We start from the raw sequence: 21,570 nt of genomic DNA, 5'->3' as shown, positions 1-21,570 counted from the left end.
TCGGAGGCCGGCGGGCCATTGACGGGACGGGTGCCTGGTTCCTACGTTCGACCAGGCCGGTTCGGATCATCGATCGGCGTACGAAATGCCGGACGAAGGATGGTGCCGTGACTGCCGAGCCCCCCGCCCCCGACACGCTCACCGTGGACCTCGGTACCGAGACCGGCCCCTTCCACGGCGGCGCGAGCGGAACCCTCTACGGCCTGTACGGCGACGGCGTGCCCAGCCGCACCCTCGTCGAGGGCATGTACGTCCGTACGGTCACCACCAAGGCCCAGGACGGCATCCAGCACCCCGGCGGCGACGCCCTGGAGATCCTGCCGCCCTTCGTCGCGGCGGGCGGCAAGGACGTGTACGTCTACCTGCCCGACTTCTACCGCGGCTTCCCGTACGAGTGGCCCGGCACCGACGGCGAGGAACGGCTGGCCGGATTCCTGGAGATCGTCCGACGCCAGGTGGAGCACGTCCTGACGCTGGGCCCGGAGAAGTCCCATGTCGTGTACGTCCCGTTCAACGAACCAGAGGGCAACATGTTCGGCGAGGGGGAGTGGAGCTACGACAGGGTCTCCTGGCGCACCGATCCGCGGCACTACTTCGCGGCGTGGAAGGAGGCGTACCACCTCATCAAGGGCCTCGACCCCGACGCCCGCATCGCCGGCCCCAACACCTGCGTCCTGTACCCCGAGGTCAGAGACTTCCTGGAGTTCGCCAAGGCGCACGACGTGCTGCCCGACGTGATCACCTGGCACGAGCTGTCGTCACCGGCCGAGGTCCGCACGAACGTCGCCGAGTACCGGGAGATGGAGCGGGAGCTGGGCATCGGGCCGCTGCCCGTCAACCTCAACGAGTACGCGCACAACTACCACGTCTCCGTCCCCGGCCAGATGGTGCAGTGGATCTCCGCCATCGAGGAGTCGAAGGTCGATGCCGACCTGGCGTACTGGAACATCGCCGGCAACCTCAACGACTCGGCGGTGGAGGCGAACAAGGCCAACGGCCAGTGGTGGCTGTTCAACGCCTACGGGCAGCTGACCGGCAACACCGTCCGGGTCGACGCCCCGCACCCCAACGTGCAGTACACCCTCCAGGGCGTCGCCACCCTGGACAGGGACAAGCGGCAGGCCCGCGTGCTGTTCGGCGGCGCGGGCGGCGCCGCGGACCTCGTCTTCGAGGGCGTCGACCCGGACGTCTTCGGCACGACCGCACACCTACGGCTCCACGAGATCCCCTGGACGGGGCAGGTCGGCGCCTGCGCCCAGCCGTCGCGGCTGCGGGACGAGGAACTGCCCGTCGTGGACGGACGGGTGACCCTGCCGGTGAGCGACCTCGACGCGATGTCCGCCTACCAGGCCGTCCTCTCGCCCGGCGGCCACGGGGCCGCCTTGCTGCCCCCCTCGATCCGGTGGCGGCGGACCTACGAGGCCGAGGACGCGACCTACACGGGCGGCGGCCACTCGAAGAACGGGCCCGAGGGATCCCCGGCCGACGTGGACAAGTTCGCCACCTCGGGCGGCTATCACGTGGGCGGTCTGCGCACCGGTTCCGACGGCGTGCTCGCCTTCGACGTCGAGGTCCCGCAGGACGGGACGTACGACCTGAGCGTGTTCGCCAACTCCTACAACCAGGCCGACCTGGTACGGGACTTCGGCCCCACCAACGTCTTCCTGCGCGTGGACAGCCAGGCAGCGCGCGAACTGCGGCTGCCGCTCGGCTACAAGTGGGCGGTGTGGGGCCACACCGACACCCGGGTCGAGCTGACCGCCGGCGAGCACCGCATCACGCTCGCCGCGCAGGACCCGGACCTCGGCGTCACGAAGGGCGACGCGGTCGTCGACAAGCTGGACCTCACCCTTCGCGACGAGGACGGCACCGCCCTGTACGAGGCCGAGTACGCGGCCCTGGGCGGCGGAGCGGTCGTCAGCCACGCGCACCGCGGGGCCTCGGGGCCCGGCGCCGCCGTACTCCCGCGCCGGGGCACCGTCACCTTCTGGGTGCACGCGGCCGACGACGGCGAGGCGAGCGTGAGCGTCGACGTCCTCGGCCCCGGGGAGGGCCTGCTCGCGGTCAACGGCGAGGACGTCGGCCGCGTCCAGCGGGGCGCCGTACCGCTCTTCCTGTCCGGAGGCGTCAACAAGCTGACCGTCACCGGGACCTCGGAACTCCTGATCGTGGACCGGCTGCGCGTCGGCCCGTCCCGCGGCCTGCTGCCCACCACGGCCCACCCGGCCGAGGAGGGCGCCCTGACCGGCACCGCGAAGGTGACCGGATACGCGTACGCCAGCGGCGGCAAGGCGGTGGACGGCATCGGCGGCGGACCCGACAACGCGCTCACGCTGACGGTGACGGCGGACCGCGCCGGACGCCACGCGCTGACCATCCGTTACGCCAACGGCGAGCAGGCGCCCGCCACGCACTACAACCCGGACCCCGTCTGCCGCCACGCGGACCTCTCCGTCAACGGAGCCGCCCCGCGCCGCGTCCTGTTCCCCACCACCTTCCACTTCAACAACTTCTGGAACCTCTCGGTCCCCGTCACCCTGAAACAGGGCACCAACACGGTCACCTTCACCGCCGACGAACTCCCCGACTTCGGGGGCGAGTCGCGCAACCAGTACGGTCAGCGTTCCGCCCACGCACCCGTCGTCGACCAGGTCACCGTGACTCCGCTGTTCTAGAGGACCTCGGTGGCGGTGCGGCGATAGGTCGAGCGCCGGTCGTCGATCTCGGGCCAGCGGTCGCCGTAGATGGTGCGGGTGATCGCGGGTTCCCGTACGAAGTCGTGCGGAAACCCGAGCGATACGGTGCTCACCTCGTCGAGACGGGCGACGGCATCGGCGTCGAGCCGGACGTCGACACAGCCGAGGTTGTCGGCGAGCTGGCTCTCCTTGGTGGCGGCGATGATCGGCACCACGTTGCCGGGGCGGCCGAGGAGCCAGGCCAGCGCCACCTGGGCGGGGCTCCAGCCGCCCTGCTCGGCGATGTCCAGAACGGCGGTGATGACGTCCTCCTCCCGCGAGGTCGGCTTGTCGTCCCGGAGGTCCAGCCGCCCCGACTCGCCCCTGCGGTACTTGCCGGTGAGCTTCCCGGCCGCCAGCGGCGCCCAGGCGAGTACGGCGAGGTCGAACGCGCGCGCCTGCGGCAGCAGTTCGCGCTCCGGCGTCCGATCCAGCAGGTTGTAGCGCAGCTGAGAACCCGCGAAAGCGGTCCAACCCCGCAGGTCCGCGAGGGTGTTGGCCTGCGCGATCTCCCAGGCGGGCCAGTCCGAGACGCCGACGTACAGCACCTTCCCGGTCCGGACGAGGTCGTCGAGCGCCCGCATGACCTCCTCGACCGGCGTGAAGTTGTCCCGGGCGTGCACCCACAACACGTCGAGCCGTTCGGTCCGCAGCCGCTTCAGGCTCGCCTCCACCGACTGCACCAGGTTCTTGCGATGGTTGCCCGCGGCGTTGACATCCCCCTCGCGGATCCCGCAGGTGTACTTGCTGGCCAGGACGAACTCGTCGCGCCGCCCTTCGAGCAGTTCCCCGAGGATCCGTTCCGACGTGCCGCCCGTGTAGATGTTCGCCGTGTCGACGAAGTTGCCGCCGGCGTCCGCGTAGGCGTCCAGGATCCTCGCGCTGGTCTTCTTGTCGGCACCCCACCCCAGGTCGTCACCGACGGTCATGGCCCCCAGGCTCAACTCGCTCACGCGCAGGCCGGTCTTGCCGAACAGTGTGTAACGCACGCATTCCCCTTCAGGCAGGTGGTGCGTACGACGCTAGGAGTTGGAGCGCACTTCAACGCAAGCGCGCGTCAGGCCTCGTCCCCCTTGCCGGCCCTTCGGGGCCCGCGGCCCGGCAGGGCGCGCTCTGGTCCGTCGGCCGCGCCCGGCGTATCCTCGTCGCCGTACCGCACCGCATGGCGGCCTCCACCCCCACCGTTTTGACCTGGAGGTCACGCATGTCCGCGCCCACGGTGCGCTCCTTCCGCCGCGACGACCGCGAGCAGCTCACCGAACTGATCAACGCCCATGTCGCCGCCGTCGTCCCCGGCGTCTCCGTCTCCGTGAACACCGTCCTGAGCGACCTGGAGCGACAGCCCGGCGAGTTCATCACCGATCCGTGGGTGGACCGGCGGATCACGCTCGTCGCCGAGCAGCGCGGCCATGTCGTCGCCGCGGCCCATCTGCTGCGTTACCGCGCCGATGCCGAGGTGGGCGCCGACTACCGGGACGCGGGTGAGATCGACTGGTTCGTCTGCCATCCGCCGGCCTCGTTCCGGCCCGACTCCGCCCAGGCCGCCGACCTGCTGATGTCGGCCTGCCTGGCACAGCTCGCCCGCTGGCACGTCCGCGTGCGCTACGCCGACGGCGCGCTCCCCGCCCCGGTCGTCTACGGCCTGCCCCGGAACTGGCCGCACGTCCGCGCCGTCTACGAGCGCGCGGACTTCCGGCACCTCGGGGACACGGAGGTCATCCTGATCGCACGGGTGGCCGAGCTCCCGGCGCTCAAGCCCCGCCCGGACGTCACGGTCGAGCGCACACTGGGGGAGTGCGGCACCCGCTTCACGGCGTACGCCGACGGACACGCCCTCGGCTTCATCGAGACCGACACGGCCCTGGCCCGCCCGGAACGCCACACCCGGGCCGCGGGCCTCGCCGACATCGGAAACCTGCACGTCGACCCGGCGCACCACGGCCAGGGGCTGGAGCACTGGCTCCTCGCCCAGGCCGCCGACTGGCTGCGCCTGTGCGACGTGGACCGGCTTCTCGCCTATGCATCGGCCACCGACCGGACCGCGATCGACCACCTGACCTCGGCGGGCTTCCGGGAACTGACCCGCACCGACCGCCGCTGGGAGCACCGCCCCCGCTGATCTCAGATCCCGGGCCGGTACCGCAGCGGATGGTCCGCCGGCACCTCCACCAGCACGATCCGCGTCCCGTCCGGATCCGTGATCCACATCTCGACCAGCCCCCACGGCTCCTGCACCGGCGGCCGCACGATCTCGACCCCCTTCGCCCGCAGTTCGGCGTGCGCGGCGGCCACGTCCTCGACCTGAAGCCACAGCCGGACGGCCGGGGACGGGGGCACCTCCGACCGCCCGGAGAGCTCCAGGAAGCCGCCCCCGAGGAAGTAGACGGTCCCGCGCTCCGGCCCCGTACCGAACTCGCGGTGGACGGCGAGCCCGAGCTGCTCGCCGTAGAAGACACGGGACCGTTCCGGATCCGTGGGCCGGAGCAAGGTACGGCCGCTCAGTACATGCACCATGCATCCGGAGCCTAGTGGCAGGCGGTTACTCTCATCGGTGCCCGAGCCGCGCGAGAACCGGAGAGTCGACCATGGAAACCGCCCTGACCTTCCGCGATGCCACCGACGCCGACGTGGACGCCGTCGTCGCGTTGATCCAGTCGGCCTATCGCGGGGACGACAGCCGCACCGGGTGGACCACCGAGGCGGACATCCTCGAAGGGCAGCGGACGGATCCGGAGGGCGTGCTGGAGGTCATCAAGTCGCCCGACAGCCGGCTCGTCGTCGTCGAGCGCGAGGGACGGGTCGTCGCCTGCTGCCAGCTCGAACACCGGGGTGTGCACGCCTACTTCGGGATGTTCGCGGTCAGCCCTGCGCTCCAGGGCGGAGGCCTCGGCAAGGTGATCATCGCCGAGGCGGAGCGGATCGTCCGCGAGACCTGGGGCGTCACGGAGATGCACATGACCGTGATCTCCGTACGCGACGACCTCATCGCCTGGTACGAGCGCCGCGGCTACCGCCGTACGGGAAAGATGACCCCCTTCCCGTACGGCGACGAGCGCTTCGGGATTCCGCAGCGCGACGACCTGCAGTTCGAGCTGCTGGTCAAGGAACTCGCATAATCGTCACGCCGGTCATCGTCGGCCCGGTCACGGTCACGCCGTGAAGCGGCCGGTGCGTTTGATCTCCGGGTAGTCGGTGGTTGCGCCGTCCAGCTCCAGGGCCCGTACGAGCCGCAGGTGCTCCTGCGTGTTCACCACCCAGCCGATGATCTTCAGGTCGGCCTTGCGGGCGTCCTCCACGACCTCCAGGGTGAGCCGGCGGATGTTCAGGCAGACGGTCCCGGCACCGGCCGCGACCGCGCGGTCCACGATCTCCGGTCCGAACCGGCTGGCGATGAGCGCGGTCCGCACGCCGGGCACCAGCCGGGCGATCTCGGCGATCGCCTCGTCGTGGAACGAGGACACCTCCACGCGCGCGGCCAGGTCCCGGCGGTGCATGACCTCCGCCAGCGCACGCGCGGCCGCCACGTCCTTGATCTCGGCCTGCAACGGCGCGTGCAGGCCGTCCAGCACCTCTTCGAACACCGGGACCCGCTCGCCGTTGCCCGCGTCCAGGGCGCGCAACTCGTCGAGGGTCTGCTCGGCGACCGGGCCGGTGCCGTCGGTCGTACGGTCCACGTCGGAGTCGTGCATCACGACGAGGGCGCCGTCCTTGCTCAGGTGCAGATCGAGTTCGATGACGTCCAGGCCCGCCTGCTCGGCGGCGACGAAGGAACGGAGGGTGTTCTCGGGCTCGACACCCATGACTCCGCGGTGACCGATGGTGAGGAAGTTCAAGATGCGACTCGCTTCCGTCGGGGGTGGCGGTGGGGCAACCGCGCGCGGCCGGGGCGGACGGTCGCGCGGGCAGTCCGCAGCCTAACGGCCCGGCCCCGCGATGAACCCGCGCCTGCGACGGGAGCGGGTGTACGAAGCGGAAGCGATCGCAGTTCACAAGTCCGGCAGGAAAAAATCCTGTGACCATGGGGACGAGCAGTATAATTTCTCGAAGGTCCACTTGCTGGGAGAAACCTCCTGTGCATACGGTGTCCTGACGTGAGGTTCTCCCGTGGAGGATGGGACATGACGGAAATTCTTGTGCAGGTGGGTTCGGAGGGCCAGGTTCCTCCCGCGGCCAGGGTGGTGGAGCATCCGGCGTGGCCCGTGCTCAAGGATGCGGTGGAGCAGATCCGGCCATGGCAGTCCAAGGACGGATCGATCGACTTCGACGCCGAAGGTGCTCCCGACCTGGCGGACGCCGAAGGCGCCGTACGGCGTGTCGTCCGCGCGGTCGAGGAGCTGTCCCCGCTGCTGCCGCACGACGCCGCGTACCACCAGGCCCTCGTGAAAGACCTGTACCGCTGGGCCGAGGGCGGCTTGCGGGTGCCGGACTTCCTCGATTCGCTGCTGGCCTTCCAGCCTGCCGCGAACCGCGCGGACGGCCTCCAGCACCTGGTCGTCTTCCCGATGTACACGCAGAACGGCAACCCGGACCGCAACCTCGAAGCGGTCGTTCTGCGCATGGTCTGGCCGGACTGGCTGGCCGAGCTGGAGCGCACCCGCTACGACAACCCGCTGTTCTGCGGCATCAAGTTCGAGGACTTCACGACCGGCTACGACACCAACTCGGCGGTCCTCTTCCCGGAGACCATCGCCGTGCGCGAGGCCCCTGAGCGGTTCAGCTGGGGCGGCATCTTCTGCGACCGCGAGGCCGCCCGCTTCCGCCGCGTCACCGAGGCCGCCGTCGACATCCTGGGCCTGGAGCTGCCCGAGGACGTCGCCGCGATGGTCCACGACCAGCAGCGCTGCGAGGAGGCCTTCGTGCTGTGGGACATGGTCCACGACCGCACCCACAGCCACGGCGACCTGCCCTTCGACCCGTTCATGATCAAGCAGCGCCAGCCGTTCTGGATGTACGGCCTCGAGGAGCTGCGCTGCGACCTCACCGCCTTCAAGGAGGCCGTGAAGCTGGAGGCGGACGGCGTCCCGCAGGCGCGTGACGTGCAGTACGCGGTGCTGTTCGACCGTATGTTCCGCTTCCCGGTCACCGGCGAGCGCGTGCGCAACTACGACGGCCTCGGCGGTCAGCTGCTCTTCGCCTACCTGCACAAGCACGATGTCGTCCGCTGGACCGACAACAAGCTGTTCATCGACTGGCAGCGCGCCCCGCAGGTCACCAACCAGCTGTGCGCCGACATCGAGAAGCTCTACCGCGACGGCATCGACCGGCCGAAACTCGTGCACTGGTTCGCCGGATACGAGCTGGTCGCCACCTATCTCGCCCCGCACCCCGGCTCCAAGTGGGCCAAGGGCCCCGATGCCCTCGACCTGAGCCAGCCGCCGCGGAAACTCGTCGATGACGTGCTTCCGGACGAGTTTCCCCTGAGCATGTTCTATGAGGCACTCTCCAAGAAGCTGAAGAGCGTGATCGCCTCCACCAAGGGCATCACGGCTCAGAGCGCCGAACGGGTCGCCGCGTGAGCGACCGGCCTACCAAGAACACTGCTCAGGAGGCGAAGATCATGGGGAACGGGGCTCTCAGCGGTGCGGTGATCGCGGTGGCCGGCGCGGGCGGACCCGCGGGGCGGGCCGCACTTCTCAGGCTCGCCGAGGCGGGGGCGACCGTCGTCGGCGCGGACAACGATCCCGAGCGGCTGGCGGAGGCCGTGGACGCGGCCCGCTACAGCGCCGGCGGTGCCATGGTCACCGGCGAGTCCGTCGACCTTCTCGACCTGGACTCGACCCGTGACTGGGCCACCCGTACCGAGAAGGAGTTCGGCCGGATCGACGGCCTGGTCCACCTCGTGGGCGGCTGGCGCGGCAGCGAGACGTTCGTCAAGACCAGCCTGGACGACTGGGACTTCCTGGAACTGCTGCTCATCCGCACCGTGCAGCACACCTCGCTGGCATTCTTCGACGGTCTGCAGCGCAGCGAGCGCGGGCGGTACCTGCTCATCAGCGCGGCGGGAGCCACGAAGCCCAGCGCGGGCAACGCCGCGTACGCCGCCGCGAAGGCCGCCGCCGAGGCCTGGACGCTCGCGCTGGCCGACGCCTTCCGCAAGGCCGGGGGCGCCGCCGGGCCGACGTCCGCCGCTGCCATCCTGGTGGTGAAGGCGTTGGTGCACGAGGCGATGCGCGCCGAGCGCCCCAACGCGAAGTTCGCGGGCTTCACCGACGTCAAGGACCTGGCTGAGGAGATCGTCGGGGTCTGGGAGAAGCCCGCCGCAGAAGTGAACGGAAGGCGTCTGTGGCTGACCGAGAAGCCGTGACCCGAGAAGCTGTGACCCGAGAGGCAATGAACCCGCCGAAGACCGACGCCCGGCGCCACCACGACCCGGACGTCCGCGGATTCGCCAGCGACAACTACGCCGGGGCCCACCCGGAGGTGCTCGCCGCCCTGGCCCTGGCCAACGGCGGGCACCAGGTCGCGTACGGCGAGGACGACTACACCGAGAACCTCCAGCGGATCGTCCGCAGCCACTTCGGGGCCACGGCCGAGGCGTTCCCGGTCTTCAACGGCACCGGTGCCAACGTCGTCGCGCTCCAGGCGGTCACCGACCGCTGGGGCGCGGTGATCTGCGCCGAGAGCGCGCACATCAACGTCGACGAGGGCGGCGCCCCCGAGCGCATGGGCGGCCTCAAGCTGCTCACCGTGCCCACGCCCGACGGCAAGCTCACCCCCGACCTGATCGACCGGCAGGCGTACGGCTGGGAGGACGAGCACCGCGCGATGCCTCAGGTCGTCTCGATCACCCAGAGCACGGAACTGGGCACGCTGTACACGCCCGACGAGGTCCGGGCGATCTGCGAGCACGCCCACGCGCACGGCATGAAGGTCCACCTGGACGGCTCCCGCATCGCCAACGCGGCGGCCTCGCTGGACGTCCCGATGCGGACGTTCACCAACGCGGTCGGCGTCGACATCCTCTCCCTGGGCGGCACGAAGAACGGCGCCCTGTTCGGCGAGGCGGTCGTCGTCATCGACCAGGACGCCGTGAGCCACATGAAGCACCTGCGCAAGCTGTCCATGCAGCTCGCCTCCAAGATGCGCTTCGTGTCCGTGCAGTTGGAGGCCCTGCTCGCCAGGGACCTGTGGCTGCGCAACGCCCGCCACGCCAACGAGATGGCCCAGCGGCTCGCCGAGGGCGTCCGGGCCGTGCACGGCGTGGAGATCCTCTACCCGGTGCAGGCCAACGGGGTCTTCGCCAAGCTGCCGCACGATGTGAGCGCGCGTCTGCAGGAGCGGTTCCGGTTCTACTTCTGGGACGAGTCAGCGGGTGTCGTGCGCTGGATGTGCGCCTTCGACACGACGGAGGAGGACGTGGACGCGTTCGTGGGGGCGGTGAAGGAGGAGATGGCGCGCTAGCCACAGAGCGGTCGAGCGGTGCATAGATATGCGATCACATGAAAAGTCATTGACTGGTGGGTGATCGCATTCCTATGCTCTGCGGGCATGGAGCTGATCCAGAACACCCCCGACCTGTCCGCATACCTGGCCGCCGACGAGGTCATCAACCATGGTCACCCGCTCGTGCGTGACATGGCCGCGCGTCTCGCCAAGGAGGCCGAAGATTCGTATGCCTATGCGCGCCTGGCATTCGAGTTCGTGCGCGACACCATCCCGCACTCGGCCGACAGCGGCGATCTCCGCGTCACCTGGCGGGCCTCCGACGTCCTGGAACAGGGCACCGGTATCTGCTACGCCAAGGCGCACGCGCTGGCCGCGCTCCTGCGCGCCGAGGACATCCCGACAGCCCTGTGCTACCAGAAGCTGGATGTGGTGCACGGCCTGGTCGCCGTGCGCTTCAACGGCGCCTGGCATCGACAGGATCCCCGGGGCAACAAGCCCGGAGTGAACGCGCAGTTCTCCCTCGACGGCGAACGATTGGCCTTCATGCCCGACCCGGAGTCCAATGAGCTGGACTATCCGGTCCTGTACGCTGAACCGCATCCGGCCGTCCTCGGCGCCCTCCGGGCCGCCCCCGACCGGCCGTACCTCTGGAAGACGCTCCCCACCGCACTCTGAGGCAGGCGATGACTCTCACCCTGACCGTGTCCGACGAGGTGCGCCTCCTCGCGCCCGGCTTCACACACATCGCGATCGAGGCCCACGGCCTCGTCAACGGGCCCAGTACCGACGGCAGTTCCGCCCTCCTCGACGACGCGGCCCGTCGGCTCGCCGCCCGCCTGGAGGGGCGTGCCCCGCACGAGGACGCGCACATGGGGGCCTGGCGCGAGGTCTACACGGCGTTCGGGTCAAAGCCCTCCCGGACGCGCAACTCGGCGGAGGCGCTGGCGAAGAGGGCCCTGTCGGAGGGCGGGCTGCCCCGGATCAACCTGCTGGTCGACCTCTACAACGCGATCAGCGTCGCCCACCTGATCCCTGTCGGCGGCGAGGACGTCGACCGCATCGAGGGAGGCATGCGCCTCGTGCGGGCCACCGGGGAGGAGGACTTCGTGACCGTCGCCGGCGGCGAGGAGGCCGTCGAACATCCCGACGCCGGCGAGGTGGTGTGGCGCGACGACGCGGGCGTGACCTGCCGCCGCTGGAACTGGCGACAGGGCCCGCGCACCCGGCTCACCGAGGACACCGCGTCCGGGATCTTCCTGCTGGAGAGCCTGGCGCCGATGCCGGTCGCCGACGTCGAGGCGGCGGCGACCGAACTCGCCGAGCTGCTGGAGAAGTTCAGTCCCGGAGCACGGATCGCGGTCGGGTCCCCGGTGTCCTGAGCCGCCTCGGCGGAGCGTGCGGGCTCAGCGCGCCTCGGCCTCGCGGACCTGCTCCGGGGTCGGGGCGGTGCCGCCGAGGTGGGCCGGCATCCACCAGGTGTCGTCCGCGTCCTTGGGGCGGACCGGGTAGGCGCGCTGGGCCGCCTCCAGCAGCTCGTTCACCCGCTCGCGCACCTGCCGGGTGATCGCGCCCGCGTACTTGTCGCGGGAGGCCTCGATCACCTCGCCGACGCGGATGGTGATGGGGATGTGGCTGCGCTTGAAGTTGCGCGGGTGCCCCTTGGTCCACAGCCGCTGGGTGCCCCACAGCGCCACCGGGATCAGCGGTACGCCCGCCTCCTGGGCCATGCGCGCGGCGCCCGACTTGAAGCTCTTCAGCGTGAACGACGGCGAGATGGTCGCCTCCGGGAAGACGCCCACGATCTCGCCGGACCTGAGCGAGTCCAGCGCGTGGGCGTACGCCGTCTCGCCCTGGTTGCGGTCCACCGGGATGTGCTTCATCCCGCGCATCAGCGGGCCGGAGACCTTGTGGCGGAAGACGGACTCCTTCGCCATGAAGCGCACGAGACGCTTCTGCGGGAGTGCCGCGAGCCCGCTGAAGATGAAGTCCAGGTAGCTGATGTGGTTGCTCACCAGCACGGCACCGCCAGAGCGCGGGAAGTTCTCCGAACCCTTGCAGTCGATCTTGAGGTCCCACGCCTTGAACAACGCCTGGGCGAGACCGACGACGGGGCGGTAGACAAGCTCTGCCATGGACGGAGTGGACCCTTCCTTCTCTGCCTGGGAAAAGGGAGCTCCCGGCGGGAAAGCTACGCAGCCGTAGGTTTACGGCATCTCGCAGATGGTGCCCCAAGAACGGACGGGGAGCCAGTCCTGGTGCCCGTCCACGGAGAGATTCTCGTCACTTCCCCCAAGTGACCCACACCTCGGGGTTTTGCGGCGTCATTACTCCGCGCCCGCCGTCGCCCTTCGTACAAGCAGGTACATCTCGCACCCCAGGCAGTACCCGAAGGCGGCATTCAGGAAGGCGGCGGCGAGCGCGGCCCCCGTGGCGGCGAGCCCCAGCCACTCCAGGCCCAGGGCGTAGCCGGCGAGGCCCACGCCCGCGAAGACCAGCCCCACCGCCTGGGCGAACCTCGGCGGCTCGGGCGCCTCGAACTCGGTGGGCGGCCCGATTCGGGGCCGCACGGCCTTGCGGAACAGCCAGCCGTACGGCGAGCGGCCCACCCCGCCCGCCGCGCCGAATGCGAACGCCAGCGTCTGCCAGGCCAGCAGCCAGGCGCTCCCCGTGACTAGTACGACCGCCAACACGACGGTCGTCACGGCTGCCCCGAAGCGCGGCCCCCTTGCATCGATGTCCATGGGAACCAAGGATTCCGCAGCGGACGGGTTCAGGGGAGGCGGGAATCTTTGCAGTCGTGTGAATGCTTGTGCAGAGGATGACCGGACTTGTGGTGTGCGTGGCGGTGCTCGCGGTGGCGAGCGCATACGGAGTGCTGCATCGGCGGCGGAGCGGGAGGGTACGGGTGCGAGGGCGCGACGACGGAAAACGGCTCGGTGTGGCCGAACTCGGCGGCCCGCTCGGCGAGCGTGCCACGCTCGTCCAGTTCTCCAGCGCCTTCTGTGCCCCCTGCCGGGCCACCCGACGGGTCCTCGGCGAGGTGGCCGGCATGGTCCCGGGCGTGACCCACGTCGAGATCGACGCCGAGGAGCGGCTGGAGCTCGTCCGGGAACTCGACATCCTCAAGACTCCGACCGTGCTGGTCCTGGACGCCGACGGCCGGGTCGTGCGACGGGCCGTCGGGCAGCCGCGCAAAGCCGACGTGATCGCCGCGCTGGGGGAGGCGGTGTGAGGGCAGGGGGCCGGGGTGAGGCATCTCCCACATGCCGGGACGTACTTGACTGTGTGCACCACCTATCGTCAGCCTGACCGTATGCCTTCGGAACTCCTTCTCTTCGGGCGGGTCCACGTCGACCTAACCCGCACCGCGAGCGCGCGCTGTCCGGGCTGTTGAGCAGCCACGGACGCCCACGCCACTCCTCGCAGAAGGACAGCTCCATGACGGCCACGCCCGACCTCGACGCCGCCCGGCTCGCCTCGCCCGACCTGCTCCGCTCGGTTTTCCGGCGGCACGCGGCGGGAGTCGCCGTGATCACCGCCCGCGGTGACGCCGGCCCCGTCGGATTCACCGCCACCTCCCTCACCTCGGTTTCCGCCGATCCCCCGCTGCTCTCCTTCGGCATAGGCACCGGCGCCTCCAGCTGGCCCGCGGTGGCCGAGACCGACCATGTCGGGGTGCACATACTCGGCGAGCACCAGCAGGGCCTGGCCGCAACCTTCGCCCGCAGCGGCGCCGACCGCTTCGGCACGGCGACCGCCTGGCGCGAGGGCCCCGAGGGCGTCCCCGTCCTCGACGACGTCCAGGCCTGGCTGCTGTGCCGGATCGCCGCCCGGGTGCCGGCCGGCGACCACCGTCTGGTGCTGGCCGAGGTCGTCCTCGGCGACTCCACGGGCCCGGGCCGCCCGTTGCTGTACCACCAGGGTCGGTTCCACGGGCTGCGCGACTGATCGGCTCGCCGCCCTTCTGCGAAGCCGTCGATTTCCGATTACGCTGCGTTGCGAAGGTCACAGTTCAAAGCGCTTGCTTAGCGGGAACGAACTAGGTGTACTGACGAGTAATATTTCGGTCGGAGCGCGGATGGCCCCGACCGGAATCGGCCGCTTGGGGCGCCTATGCTGCCAGCAAGTAGGCAGCCGAAAACTGACGATGCAGTAGGAGAGCCGGCGTGAGCTTGAGGATCGTTGTCACTGTGAAGTACGTGCCCGACGCCACTGGCGACCGGCACTTCGCCGATGACCTGACCGTCGACCGGGACGACGTGGACGGTCTGCTCTCCGAGCTGGACGAGTACGCGGTCGAGCAGGCGCTGCAGATCTCCGAGAACTCCGATGACGACGTCGAGGTCACCGTGCTGACCGTCGGTCCGGAGGATGCCAAGGACGCGCTGCGCAAGGCGCTGTCGATGGGCGCGGACAAGGCGATCCACGTCGAGGACGACGACCTGCACGGCACGGATGCCATCGGCACCTCGCTGGTGCTGGCGAAGGCGGTCGAGAAGGCCGGCTACGACCTGGTGATCTCCGGTATGGCCTCCACCGACGGCACCATGGGTGTCGTGCCGGCGCTGCTGGCCGAGCGCCTGGGTGTGCCGCAGGTGACGCTGCTGTCCGAGGTCACGGTGGAGGACGGGGTGGTGAAGGGCCGCCGGGACGGCGACTCCGCCACCGAGCAGCTGGAGGCGTCCCTGCCGGCGGTGGTGTCGGTGACCGACCAGTCGGGTGAGGCGCGCTACCCGTCCTTCAAGGGCATCATGGCGGCGAAGAAGAAGCCGGTGCAGGCCTGGGACCTGTCGGACCTCGACATCGAGGCCGAGGAGGTCGGTCTGGAGGGCGCCTACACGGTCGTCGAGTCCGCGACCGAGCGCCCGGCGCGCACCGCCGGGACGATCGTCAAGGACGAGGGCGAGGGCGGCAAGCAGCTCGCCGAGTTCCTCGCGGGCCAGAAGTTCATCTAAGGCCCACCCCCCTTACCGCCCCTCAGACTTCGCAATCCGCAGGAGAGCATTCCCATGGCTGAAGTTCTCGTCTATGTCGACCACGTGGACGGCGCCGTCCGCAAGCCCACCCTGGAGCTGCTGACCCTGGCCCGCCGCATCGGCGAGCCGGTCGCCGTCGCCCTGGGCAACGGCGCCGCCGACACCGCCGCCGTCCTCGGCGAGCACGGCGCGAGCCGCGTTCTCACGCATGAGGCCGCCGAGTACGCCGACTACCTGGTCGTCCCGAAGGTGGACGCGCTGCAGGCCGCGGTGGCCGCCGTGTCCCCGGCCGCCGTGCTGGTGCCGTCCTCGGCGGAGGGCAAGGAGATCGCCGCCCGGCTCGCTTTGCGCATCGGCTCCGGCATCATCACCGACGCCGTCGACCTGGAGGCCGGCGAGGCGGGCCCGGTGGCCACCCAGTCGGTGTTCGCGGCCTCGTTCACCACCAAGTCCCGCATCGCCAAGGGCACCCCGGTCATCACCGTCAAGCCCAACAGCGTGGCCGTGGAGCCGGCGCCGGCCGCCGGCGCGGTCGAGGCCCTGGAGGTGTCCTTCTCCGCGCAGGCCACCGGCACCAAGGTCACCGCCCGCACCCCGCGCGAGTCGACCGGCCGTCCAGAGCTGACCGAGGCCGCGATCGTGGTCTCCGGCGGCCGCGGCGTCAACGGCGCCGAGAACTTCGCCATCATCGAGGCCCTCGCCGACTCCCTCGGCGCGGCCGTCGGCGCCTCCCGCGCCGCCGTCGACGCGGGCTGGTACCCGCACACCAACCAGGTCGGCCAGACCGGCAAGTCCGTCTCCCCGCAGCTGTACATCGCCTCCGGCATCTCCGGCGCCATCCAGCACCGGGCCGGCATGCAGACCTCCAAGACGATCGTGGCGGTCAACAAGGACGCCGAGGCCCCGATCTTCGACCTCGTCGACTACGGCGTGGTCGGCGACCTCTTCGACGTCGTCCCCCAGCTCACCGAGGAGATCAACACCCGCAAGGGCTGATCCCGCGCAGGGCTTACGAGGCCCTCGTCACCGCTTCCGAGCGGTGGCGGGGGCCTCGGCTCATCCAAGCCTCGCCTCATCCCAGGGTCAGGGACGCCTGCACCGGGAGATGGTCGCTCGGGAACTGCCCGTTCAGCGCGAAGGTGTTGATCGAGGCGCGGTGGGTCGTGACGCCGGACGAAGCGAGGATCCAGTCGATGCGGTCGCCCTCGGGCGTCAACGGCTGGTAGCCGTGGAAGGTCCCGTACAGCCTGCTCCGCTCGGCCGCGCCGTCCCAGGTGTCGACCAAGCCCGCTTCCAGCATCGTGTCGTAGACCGCGTTCTTGTGGGCGGCGACATTGAAGTCGCCGGTCACCAGGACCGGGAGCGTCCGGTCGAGCCCGCCGATCCGCTCGGTGGTCAGGGACGCGGCACGCGCGCGTGCGTACTCACTGGCGTTGTCGAGGTGCGTGTTCAGGACGTAGAACTCCCGGTCCCGGTCGAGCAGATCGCGGAAGCGGACCCAGGTCACCATGCGGATGGATGCGCCGCCCCAGGTGTTCGAGCCGATCACGTCCGGGGTGTCGGAGAGCCAGAAGTGGTCGTACTCCCGAGGGGCGAGTCGGCGGGTGTCGTAGAAGACCGCCATGAACTCGTCGCGGCTGCCGCCCGCGCGGCCGGTGCCGATCCAGTCGTAGTTGGGTTCGAGGTCGCTCTCGATGTCGCGCAGCTGCTGGTAGAGGCCCTCCTGGGTGCCGAGGACCGCGGGGGCCTCGCGGCGTAACAGCGCGCGCAGCACCGGACGGCGGGCGGCCCAGCTGTTGGGTTCCCTGGTGCTTGCGAAACGGAGGTTGAGGCTCATCACCTCCAGCCTGCGGTTCCCGCTGCGAAGGGCGGAGACGGGCGCGCTGGTGAACAGGGGCGCGGTCATGGTGGCGGCCACCACCGTCCGCAGGCCCGCCCGGCGGGTCACTCTCTTCACGTCCGACACGCGATTCCCTCCCCCCGCGAGTCAGGATGAGGGATGAGCCCTGTCGTGCGGAAGAAGGCGTAGGGGCGGGAGCGGCCCGACGGATCACGGTGCGGATGGGTGTTGACCAGCGGGAAGTTCCACCGATAGCTTCGTTCTACGGATTGTTGATTCCGTACTGCGGAAAACGGGAGGATGTGGGATGGGTCAGGGCCAGCAGGAGCAGGTGGCGACGAGCCTCGCGGGCGCCGTCAGCGAGGAGATCAGCGCCTCCCTCGCCCCGGTCGACGCCGAACTGGAGCGCCGCTACCCGGGAGACCCCGGCACCCGGCAACCCGTCCACACCGTGTACGTCCCCGGCGACGCCTTCGCCGCCGACACCATCCGCTCCTGGGGCGACCAGGCCCTCGCCGCCCTCGACGAACACGCCCCGGACGCCGCCTCCTTCGCCGCGGTCCTGGGCCTGTCCGACGAACTCGCCGGACCGGTCTACTCGCGCGTCCGCGCCAAGCTGGAGCACGAGCCCGTCGAGGACCTGCGCGTCGACTTCGAGGACGGCTACGGCCCCCGCCCGGACGCCGAGGAGGACGCGACGGCCGCCCGGGCCGCGCGTCTGATCGCCGAGGCGTTCGGGAACGGCACGGCGGCGCCGTACATGGGCATCCGCATGAAGTGCATGGAGGCGGCCGTCCGCGACCGGGGCATCCGCACGCTCGACATCTTCCTCACCGGCCTGATGGAGGCCGGCGGCCTGCCCGGCGGACTGGTCCTGACCCTGCCGAAGGTGACGTATCCCGAGCAGGTCACCGCCATGGTCCGGCTGTTGGAGGCCTTCGAGAAGACGCGCGGCCTCGAGCCCGGCCGGATCGGCTTCGAGATCCAGATCGAGACCAGCCAGTCCATCCTCGCCACCGACGGCACCGCCACGGTCGCCCGCATGATCCAGGCGGCCGAGGGCCGCGCCACCGGGCTGCACTACGGCACCTTCGACTACAGCGCCTGCCTGGGCGTGTCCGCCGCCTACCAGGCCAGCGACCACCCGGCCGCCGACCACGCCAAGGCGATCATGCAGGTCGCGGCCGCGGGGACGGGCGTACGCGTGTCGGACGGCTCGACGAACGTGCTCCCGGTCGGCACGACCGCCAAGGTCCACGACGCCTGGCGCCTCCACTACGGCCTAACCCGCCGCGCCCTGGCCCGCGCCTACTACCAGGGCTGGGACATGCACCCCCGCCACATCCCGACCCGCTACGCGGCCGTCTTCGCCTTCTACCGCGAGGGCTTCGAACAGGCCGCCGCCCGCCTCGCCCGCTACGCGGGCCGCGTCGGCGGCGACGTCATGGACGAGCCCGCCACCGCCAAGGCCCTCGGCGGCTACCTCCTGCGCGGCCTCGACTGCGGCGCCCTCGACATCGCCGAGGTCGCCCGCCTGTCCGGCCTGACCCGCGCCGACCTGGAGGGCTTCGCGGCGCCCAGGCGGGGGGACCTCACGGTGTCCGGGAAGTAGCGGACCTGTCACAGCGGTCACTGTCGGCCGGTGTTGTCACTCCTGCCCCGTAGGGTGTACGGCACGCACGGACGGGTCACAGGATCGGAGCAGCGGTGTCTTCGGGGGAGTACGGACAGGCGGACGGGGTCGGGCGGGTGCTGGCCGGGCGTTATCGGGTCGTGGCGCAGCTCGGGCGCGGCGGTATGGGCGTGGTGTGGCGGGCCGTCGACGAGGTGCTCGGGCGTGAGGTCGCCGTCAAGGAACTGCGGACGTACACGGACGCCGACGGGTCCGAACTCGCCGGGCTGCGGCTGCGGATGCAGCGCGAGGCCCGTGCGGCGGCCCGGGTGCGGCACCCCGGCGTCGTGGCCGTGCACGACGTCACCGAGGTCGACGGCCGTCCGCTGATCGTCATGGAGCTGGTGGACGGGCCGTCCCTGGACGACGTCCTGCGTGAGCGCGGCACCCTCGACGCGCACGAGGTGGCCGGGATCGGCGCCGAGGTCATGGACGCGCTGGCCGCCGCCCACCGCGCCGGTGTCCTGCACCGCGACGTGAAGCCCGGCAACATCCTCCTCGACCGCTCGGGCCGTGTCCTCCTCACCGACTTCGGCATAGCCACCATGGAGGACCCGGACGACGGCTCGGCCACCCACCTCACCCGCAGCGGCGAACTCGTCGGCTCCCTGGACTACTTGGCACCCGAACGCGCCCAAGGCGCCGACCCGGGCCCCGCCTCCGACATCTGGGCCCTCGGCGCCACACTGTTCGCCGCGGTCGAGGGCGCCTCGCCCTTCCGCCGTACGTCCACCTTCTCCACCCTCACCGCCATCGTCACCGAGCCCCTGCCAGAACCCCGCCGCGCCGGTCGGCTGGGGCCCGTCCTCCAACGGCTGCTGGACAAGCGCCCCGAGTCCCGCCCGGAGGCGGACGAGGCGCGCGAACTGTTGCAGGCGGCCGCGGACCCGGGCGGTACGGACGCGCCGACGACGACCTTGCGGAGTGCGGCGGGCGCCGCGCCTGGGCAGGAGGCCACGAGGCGGGCCGTTCCGGCCGCACCGCCGGCCTTCGGGCCGCCGGGGACGACAGCGCCCGTGGAACAAGGGCCCGGCTCCGGGGAGCGCGACGGGGCCGGTACGCCGGGATCCGGTCCGGTGGAGCAGGGCGGGTCCGGCGCGGCGGGCCTCGGCCCCGCGGAAGCTGCGGCAATGGCCACGCCAGGGTCGGGTCCCGCTGGGCGGGACGGTGCTGGAGCGCCTGGGTGGGGTTCTGCGGAGGCTGCGGCGAGCGGCACGTCCGGGTTGGGGTCCGCTGGTGGGGATGGTGCTGGAGCGCCTGGGTGGGGTTCTGCGGAGGCTGCGGCGAGCGGCACGTCGGGGTTCGGTCCCGCTGGGCAGGGCGGGGCCGGAACGCCCCGGTCGGGTCCCGGGGAGGCTGCGGCAACGGCCGCGCCGGGCTTCGGGGGCGCGGAGCGAGCGATGCCGGGGGTGCCGGGCAACGTACTTCCCGGTTCCTCGCCGCCGTCCGGTCCGGTCTCCGCGGCCACGCCCGGGACCTCGCCTCCTACCGGCGCGATGGCCACCCCCGCTCCACCCCGCCGCAAGGGCCGCGCCCTTCTCGCCGCCGCGGCCGTCGCCGTCGTCCTCGCCACGGCCGGGGCCACAGTGGCGCTGCTGAACGACCAGGGGGACGCCGAAGCCGGGACGCGGCCCACCTCGTCCGCCACCTCCGTCGCGGGCTCCGCCTCGGCCGCAGGCCGGGCCGCGGACGGCCGCTCGGACGACTCCAAGCCGAGCGAACAGGGCGGCGACGAGACCCCGACGACGACCAAGGCACCGGGCGGCAGGACCGACACCGCGCCCACCGGCCGGGCCACCACGTCCTCCCCGGCCGAGACCTCGGGGAGCGGCACCGACGGCGGTACCTCCGGCGGTGGTTCCGGTGACGGCGGCACGACGGGCGGAGGCGGCACGACAGGCGGTGGCGATACGGCGACTCCCCCGGCCTCTTCCTGCCAGTCCATAGGCGGCGGCAAGTACAACTGCGAGGTCTGGCGCACCGCCAAGTCGTACACCGCCTCCGGCACCGAGGTCGGCGTCCTCAACGCGGGTACCAACTATTTCTACTGCCAGGAGAACCTGGGCCGCCGCGAGACGTCCGGTGAGTGGACCAACGTCTGGTGGGCGAAGACGGACGACGACAGCGGCAACACGAACGTCTACGTCAGCGACGTCTACCTCAAGGGCGGCGACAACGACGAGCCGGTCCCGGGGCTCCCGGTCTGCTGAACGCGTACGTGCTGTTCCAGACCGGAAGCCGTCACCCGCTTCTCGTCCTTGAACAGCCGCGTACCCCGCTCGCACAGCCGCCGGTCGGCACGGGCCCGCGCGCTGAACTCCTCGGGCGTGACCCCGAACAGCTCCCTCAACCGGGCCGATCCCACGAGGAGTTCGGTGAGCAGCGCCCGCTGGCCCGGGTGCGTGCGCGGGGTACCGGTGCCGGTACCGTCGTGCAGCACGCCGTGGCGGTTGACGTACGCGTACACGCCCGGGAGGACCACCCCGGGCGCCGGCTCGATCCGCACCTCGGGGGCGGACAGCCAGGCCCGGCCGTAGTTGCCGTTCGGCAGCGGTACGCCCTCGCTCGAATCGACCACCGCGAGTTGCTCGGCGTCGAGCCAGATGACGAACAACTCCCGTACGGCGTCCGGCGCGTCGACGGGCGACGCGGACACGTATCCCATGCGGCTGACGTGGGCGGAGACGCCCACGTCGATGCCGGTGACCGTCGCCTTGACCATCGGGAGAGGAGAGGCGATCCGGGCCTCGACCATTTTGTGCCGGAGTTGGCCCGGGCTGGCGTTGGAGCCGACCGCGAGGACGGGGGAGCGGTCCTCGTGCACGAGGTGGTCGAGGGGGAGGAAGTGGTCCCCGTCGAGGAGCCCGGACTCCCGCGGCCAGGCTCCCGGGTAGAGCAGCGGCTGATTGCGTGCTGCCTCGCCCAGGCCGAGTGCTTCGAGTGTGCGGTTCTCCATGGGCT

General features: G+C 70.9%; 21 protein-coding genes. 14 read left to right on the top strand and 7 right to left on the bottom strand.

Annotated elements, in window-relative coordinates; genetic code table 11:
- The first annotated feature begins 107 nt into the window (after positions 1-107).
- Positions 108-2,675: a cellulosome protein gene (locus ACFYO2_RS06670; protein ID WP_388344971.1), complete on the top strand. Its 2,568-nt coding sequence runs from the start codon at positions 108-110 to the stop codon at positions 2,673-2,675.
- Here the strand turns inward: ACFYO2_RS06670 and ACFYO2_RS06665 are convergent.
- Positions 2,672-3,724 (bottom strand): aldo/keto reductase, encoded by a 1,053-nt coding sequence (locus ACFYO2_RS06665; RefSeq protein ID WP_388344969.1) that lies wholly within the window; start codon positions 3,722-3,724, stop codon positions 2,672-2,674. The genes ACFYO2_RS06670 and ACFYO2_RS06665 overlap by 4 nt on opposite strands.
- A gap of 215 nt (positions 3,725-3,939) precedes the next feature.
- Between ACFYO2_RS06665 and ACFYO2_RS06660 the strand changes: the two genes are divergently transcribed.
- Entirely contained in the window at positions 3,940-4,854 is a 915-nt protein-coding gene (locus ACFYO2_RS06660; protein ID WP_388344966.1) for a GNAT family N-acetyltransferase, read from the top strand.
- Positions 4,855-4,856: 2 nt separating this feature from the next.
- Here ACFYO2_RS06660 and ACFYO2_RS06655 read toward each other — a convergent pair whose 3' ends face one another.
- A complete protein-coding gene (locus tag ACFYO2_RS06655) occupies positions 4,857-5,249 on the bottom strand; it encodes a VOC family protein (protein ID WP_388344964.1) in 393 nt (130 codons plus the stop codon).
- Positions 5,250-5,320: 71 nt separating this feature from the next.
- Between ACFYO2_RS06655 and ACFYO2_RS06650 the strand changes: the two genes are divergently transcribed.
- A complete protein-coding gene (locus ACFYO2_RS06650) occupies positions 5,321-5,851 on the top strand; it encodes a GNAT family N-acetyltransferase (RefSeq protein WP_388344961.1) in 531 nt (176 codons plus the stop codon).
- Between the two features lie 33 nt (positions 5,852-5,884).
- On the opposite strand, the gene ACFYO2_RS06645 is transcribed toward ACFYO2_RS06650, so the two are convergent.
- A complete protein-coding gene (locus ACFYO2_RS06645) occupies positions 5,885-6,568 on the bottom strand; it encodes a glycerophosphodiester phosphodiesterase (protein WP_388344959.1) in 684 nt (227 codons plus the stop codon).
- A 285-nt stretch (positions 6,569-6,853) separates the two neighbouring features.
- Between ACFYO2_RS06645 and ACFYO2_RS06640 the strand changes: the two genes are divergently transcribed.
- From ACFYO2_RS06640 to ACFYO2_RS06620, 5 genes are all read left to right on the top strand, one after another.
- Entirely contained in the window at positions 6,854-8,251 is a 1,398-nt protein-coding gene (locus ACFYO2_RS06640) for a DUF6421 family protein (protein ID WP_388344956.1), read from the top strand.
- Between the two features lie 41 nt (positions 8,252-8,292).
- Positions 8,293-9,039: an SDR family NAD(P)-dependent oxidoreductase gene (locus ACFYO2_RS06635; RefSeq protein WP_388344953.1), complete on the top strand. Its 747-nt coding sequence runs from the start codon at positions 8,293-8,295 to the stop codon at positions 9,037-9,039.
- Positions 9,040-9,065: 26 nt separating this feature from the next.
- The gene (locus ACFYO2_RS06630) at positions 9,066-10,136 is read left to right on the top strand and encodes a threonine aldolase family protein (protein ID WP_388346071.1); all 1,071 of its coding nucleotides are present in this window, start codon (positions 9,066-9,068) and stop codon (positions 10,134-10,136) included.
- An 87-nt stretch (positions 10,137-10,223) separates the two neighbouring features.
- Entirely contained in the window at positions 10,224-10,796 is a 573-nt protein-coding gene (locus tag ACFYO2_RS06625) for a transglutaminase domain-containing protein (RefSeq protein ID WP_388344951.1), read from the top strand.
- A gap of 8 nt (positions 10,797-10,804) precedes the next feature.
- Positions 10,805-11,500, top strand: coding sequence for a B3/4 domain-containing protein (locus ACFYO2_RS06620; protein WP_388344948.1), 696 nt, complete (start codon positions 10,805-10,807; stop codon positions 11,498-11,500).
- 24 nt (positions 11,501-11,524) lie between these two features.
- Here ACFYO2_RS06620 and ACFYO2_RS06615 read toward each other — a convergent pair whose 3' ends face one another.
- Together ACFYO2_RS06615 and ACFYO2_RS06610 are read right to left on the bottom strand one after the other, a co-directional pair.
- The gene (locus ACFYO2_RS06615; RefSeq protein WP_388344946.1) at positions 11,525-12,253 is read right to left on the bottom strand and encodes a lysophospholipid acyltransferase family protein; all 729 of its coding nucleotides are present in this window, start codon (positions 12,251-12,253) and stop codon (positions 11,525-11,527) included.
- 192 nt (positions 12,254-12,445) lie between these two features.
- A complete protein-coding gene (locus ACFYO2_RS06610; protein WP_388344943.1) occupies positions 12,446-12,862 on the bottom strand; it encodes a DUF4395 domain-containing protein in 417 nt (138 codons plus the stop codon).
- Between the two features lie 77 nt (positions 12,863-12,939).
- Between ACFYO2_RS06610 and ACFYO2_RS06605 the strand changes: the two genes are divergently transcribed.
- From ACFYO2_RS06605 to ACFYO2_RS06590, 4 genes are all read left to right on the top strand, one after another.
- Positions 12,940-13,353 (top strand): TlpA family protein disulfide reductase, encoded by a 414-nt coding sequence (locus tag ACFYO2_RS06605; RefSeq protein WP_388344940.1) that lies wholly within the window; start codon positions 12,940-12,942, stop codon positions 13,351-13,353.
- Positions 13,354-13,559: 206 nt separating this feature from the next.
- Complete coding sequence (locus ACFYO2_RS06600) at positions 13,560-14,069, top strand: flavin reductase family protein (RefSeq protein WP_388344937.1); 510 nt, start codon at positions 13,560-13,562, stop codon at positions 14,067-14,069.
- A gap of 218 nt (positions 14,070-14,287) precedes the next feature.
- Positions 14,288-15,076: an electron transfer flavoprotein subunit beta/FixA family protein gene (locus tag ACFYO2_RS06595; RefSeq protein WP_388344935.1), complete on the top strand. Its 789-nt coding sequence runs from the start codon at positions 14,288-14,290 to the stop codon at positions 15,074-15,076.
- Between the two features lie 54 nt (positions 15,077-15,130).
- Positions 15,131-16,093, top strand: coding sequence for an electron transfer flavoprotein subunit alpha/FixB family protein (locus ACFYO2_RS06590; protein ID WP_388344932.1), 963 nt, complete (start codon positions 15,131-15,133; stop codon positions 16,091-16,093).
- 76 nt (positions 16,094-16,169) lie between these two features.
- On the opposite strand, the gene ACFYO2_RS06585 is transcribed toward ACFYO2_RS06590, so the two are convergent.
- Positions 16,170-17,003 (bottom strand): endonuclease/exonuclease/phosphatase family protein, encoded by an 834-nt coding sequence (locus tag ACFYO2_RS06585; protein ID WP_388346069.1) that lies wholly within the window; start codon positions 17,001-17,003, stop codon positions 16,170-16,172.
- A 241-nt stretch (positions 17,004-17,244) separates the two neighbouring features.
- On the opposite strand from ACFYO2_RS06585, the gene ACFYO2_RS06580 reads away from it, so the two are divergent.
- Together ACFYO2_RS06580 and ACFYO2_RS06575 are read left to right on the top strand one after the other, a co-directional pair.
- On the top strand, positions 17,245-18,549 hold the full coding sequence (locus ACFYO2_RS06580; RefSeq protein ID WP_388344929.1) for a DUF6986 family protein: 1,305 nt from the start codon (positions 17,245-17,247) through the stop codon (positions 18,547-18,549).
- Positions 18,550-18,644: 95 nt separating this feature from the next.
- Complete coding sequence (locus ACFYO2_RS06575) at positions 18,645-20,819, top strand: protein kinase (RefSeq protein ID WP_388344926.1); 2,175 nt, start codon at positions 18,645-18,647, stop codon at positions 20,817-20,819.
- Here ACFYO2_RS06575 and ACFYO2_RS06570 read toward each other — a convergent pair.
- On the bottom strand, positions 20,765-21,565 hold the full coding sequence (locus tag ACFYO2_RS06570) for a hypothetical protein (protein ID WP_388344923.1): 801 nt from the start codon (positions 21,563-21,565) through the stop codon (positions 20,765-20,767). The two genes, ACFYO2_RS06575 and ACFYO2_RS06570, sit on opposite strands and share 55 nt — an antisense overlap.
- Positions 21,566-21,570 lie beyond the last annotated feature (5 nt).

This window comes from Streptomyces sp. NPDC006602, from assembly GCF_042870385.1.
Classification (GTDB): Bacteria; Actinomycetota; Actinomycetes; order Streptomycetales; family Streptomycetaceae; genus Streptomyces.
Note: the sequence above shows the minus strand (reverse complement) of the source record. Positions and strands in the feature narration are given on the sequence as shown.

What these genes read in the sequence shown, in the direction of transcription:
- ACFYO2_RS06660 (WP_388344966.1), top strand. Translation starts at nt 3,940, where the DNA reads ATGTCCGCGCCCACGGTGCGCTCCTTCCGCCGCGACGACCGCGAGCAG.
- ACFYO2_RS06655 (WP_388344964.1), bottom strand. Translation starts at nt 5,249, where the DNA reads ATGGTGCATGTACTGAGCGGCCGTACCTTGCTCCGGCCCACGGATCCG.
- ACFYO2_RS06650 (WP_388344961.1), top strand. Translation starts at nt 5,321, where the DNA reads ATGGAAACCGCCCTGACCTTCCGCGATGCCACCGACGCCGACGTGGAC.
- ACFYO2_RS06640 (WP_388344956.1), top strand. Translation starts at nt 6,854, where the DNA reads ATGACGGAAATTCTTGTGCAGGTGGGTTCGGAGGGCCAGGTTCCTCCC.
- ACFYO2_RS06635 (WP_388344953.1), top strand. Translation starts at nt 8,293, where the DNA reads ATGGGGAACGGGGCTCTCAGCGGTGCGGTGATCGCGGTGGCCGGCGCG.
- ACFYO2_RS06630 (WP_388346071.1), top strand. Translation starts at nt 9,066, where the DNA reads ATGAACCCGCCGAAGACCGACGCCCGGCGCCACCACGACCCGGACGTC.
- ACFYO2_RS06625 (WP_388344951.1), top strand. Translation starts at nt 10,224, where the DNA reads ATGGAGCTGATCCAGAACACCCCCGACCTGTCCGCATACCTGGCCGCC.
- ACFYO2_RS06620 (WP_388344948.1), top strand. Translation starts at nt 10,805, where the DNA reads ATGACTCTCACCCTGACCGTGTCCGACGAGGTGCGCCTCCTCGCGCCC.
- ACFYO2_RS06615 (WP_388344946.1), bottom strand. Translation starts at nt 12,253, where the DNA reads ATGGCAGAGCTTGTCTACCGCCCCGTCGTCGGTCTCGCCCAGGCGTTG.
- ACFYO2_RS06610 (WP_388344943.1), bottom strand. Translation starts at nt 12,862, where the DNA reads ATGGACATCGATGCAAGGGGGCCGCGCTTCGGGGCAGCCGTGACGACC.
- ACFYO2_RS06605 (WP_388344940.1), top strand. Translation starts at nt 12,940, where the DNA reads ATGACCGGACTTGTGGTGTGCGTGGCGGTGCTCGCGGTGGCGAGCGCA.
- ACFYO2_RS06600 (WP_388344937.1), top strand. Translation starts at nt 13,560, where the DNA reads ATGACGGCCACGCCCGACCTCGACGCCGCCCGGCTCGCCTCGCCCGAC.
- ACFYO2_RS06590 (WP_388344932.1), top strand. Translation starts at nt 15,131, where the DNA reads ATGGCTGAAGTTCTCGTCTATGTCGACCACGTGGACGGCGCCGTCCGC.
- ACFYO2_RS06585 (WP_388346069.1), bottom strand. Translation starts at nt 17,003, where the DNA reads ATGACCGCGCCCCTGTTCACCAGCGCGCCCGTCTCCGCCCTTCGCAGC.
- ACFYO2_RS06580 (WP_388344929.1), top strand. Translation starts at nt 17,245, where the DNA reads ATGGGTCAGGGCCAGCAGGAGCAGGTGGCGACGAGCCTCGCGGGCGCC.
- ACFYO2_RS06570 (WP_388344923.1), bottom strand. Translation starts at nt 21,565, where the DNA reads ATGGAGAACCGCACACTCGAAGCACTCGGCCTGGGCGAGGCAGCACGC.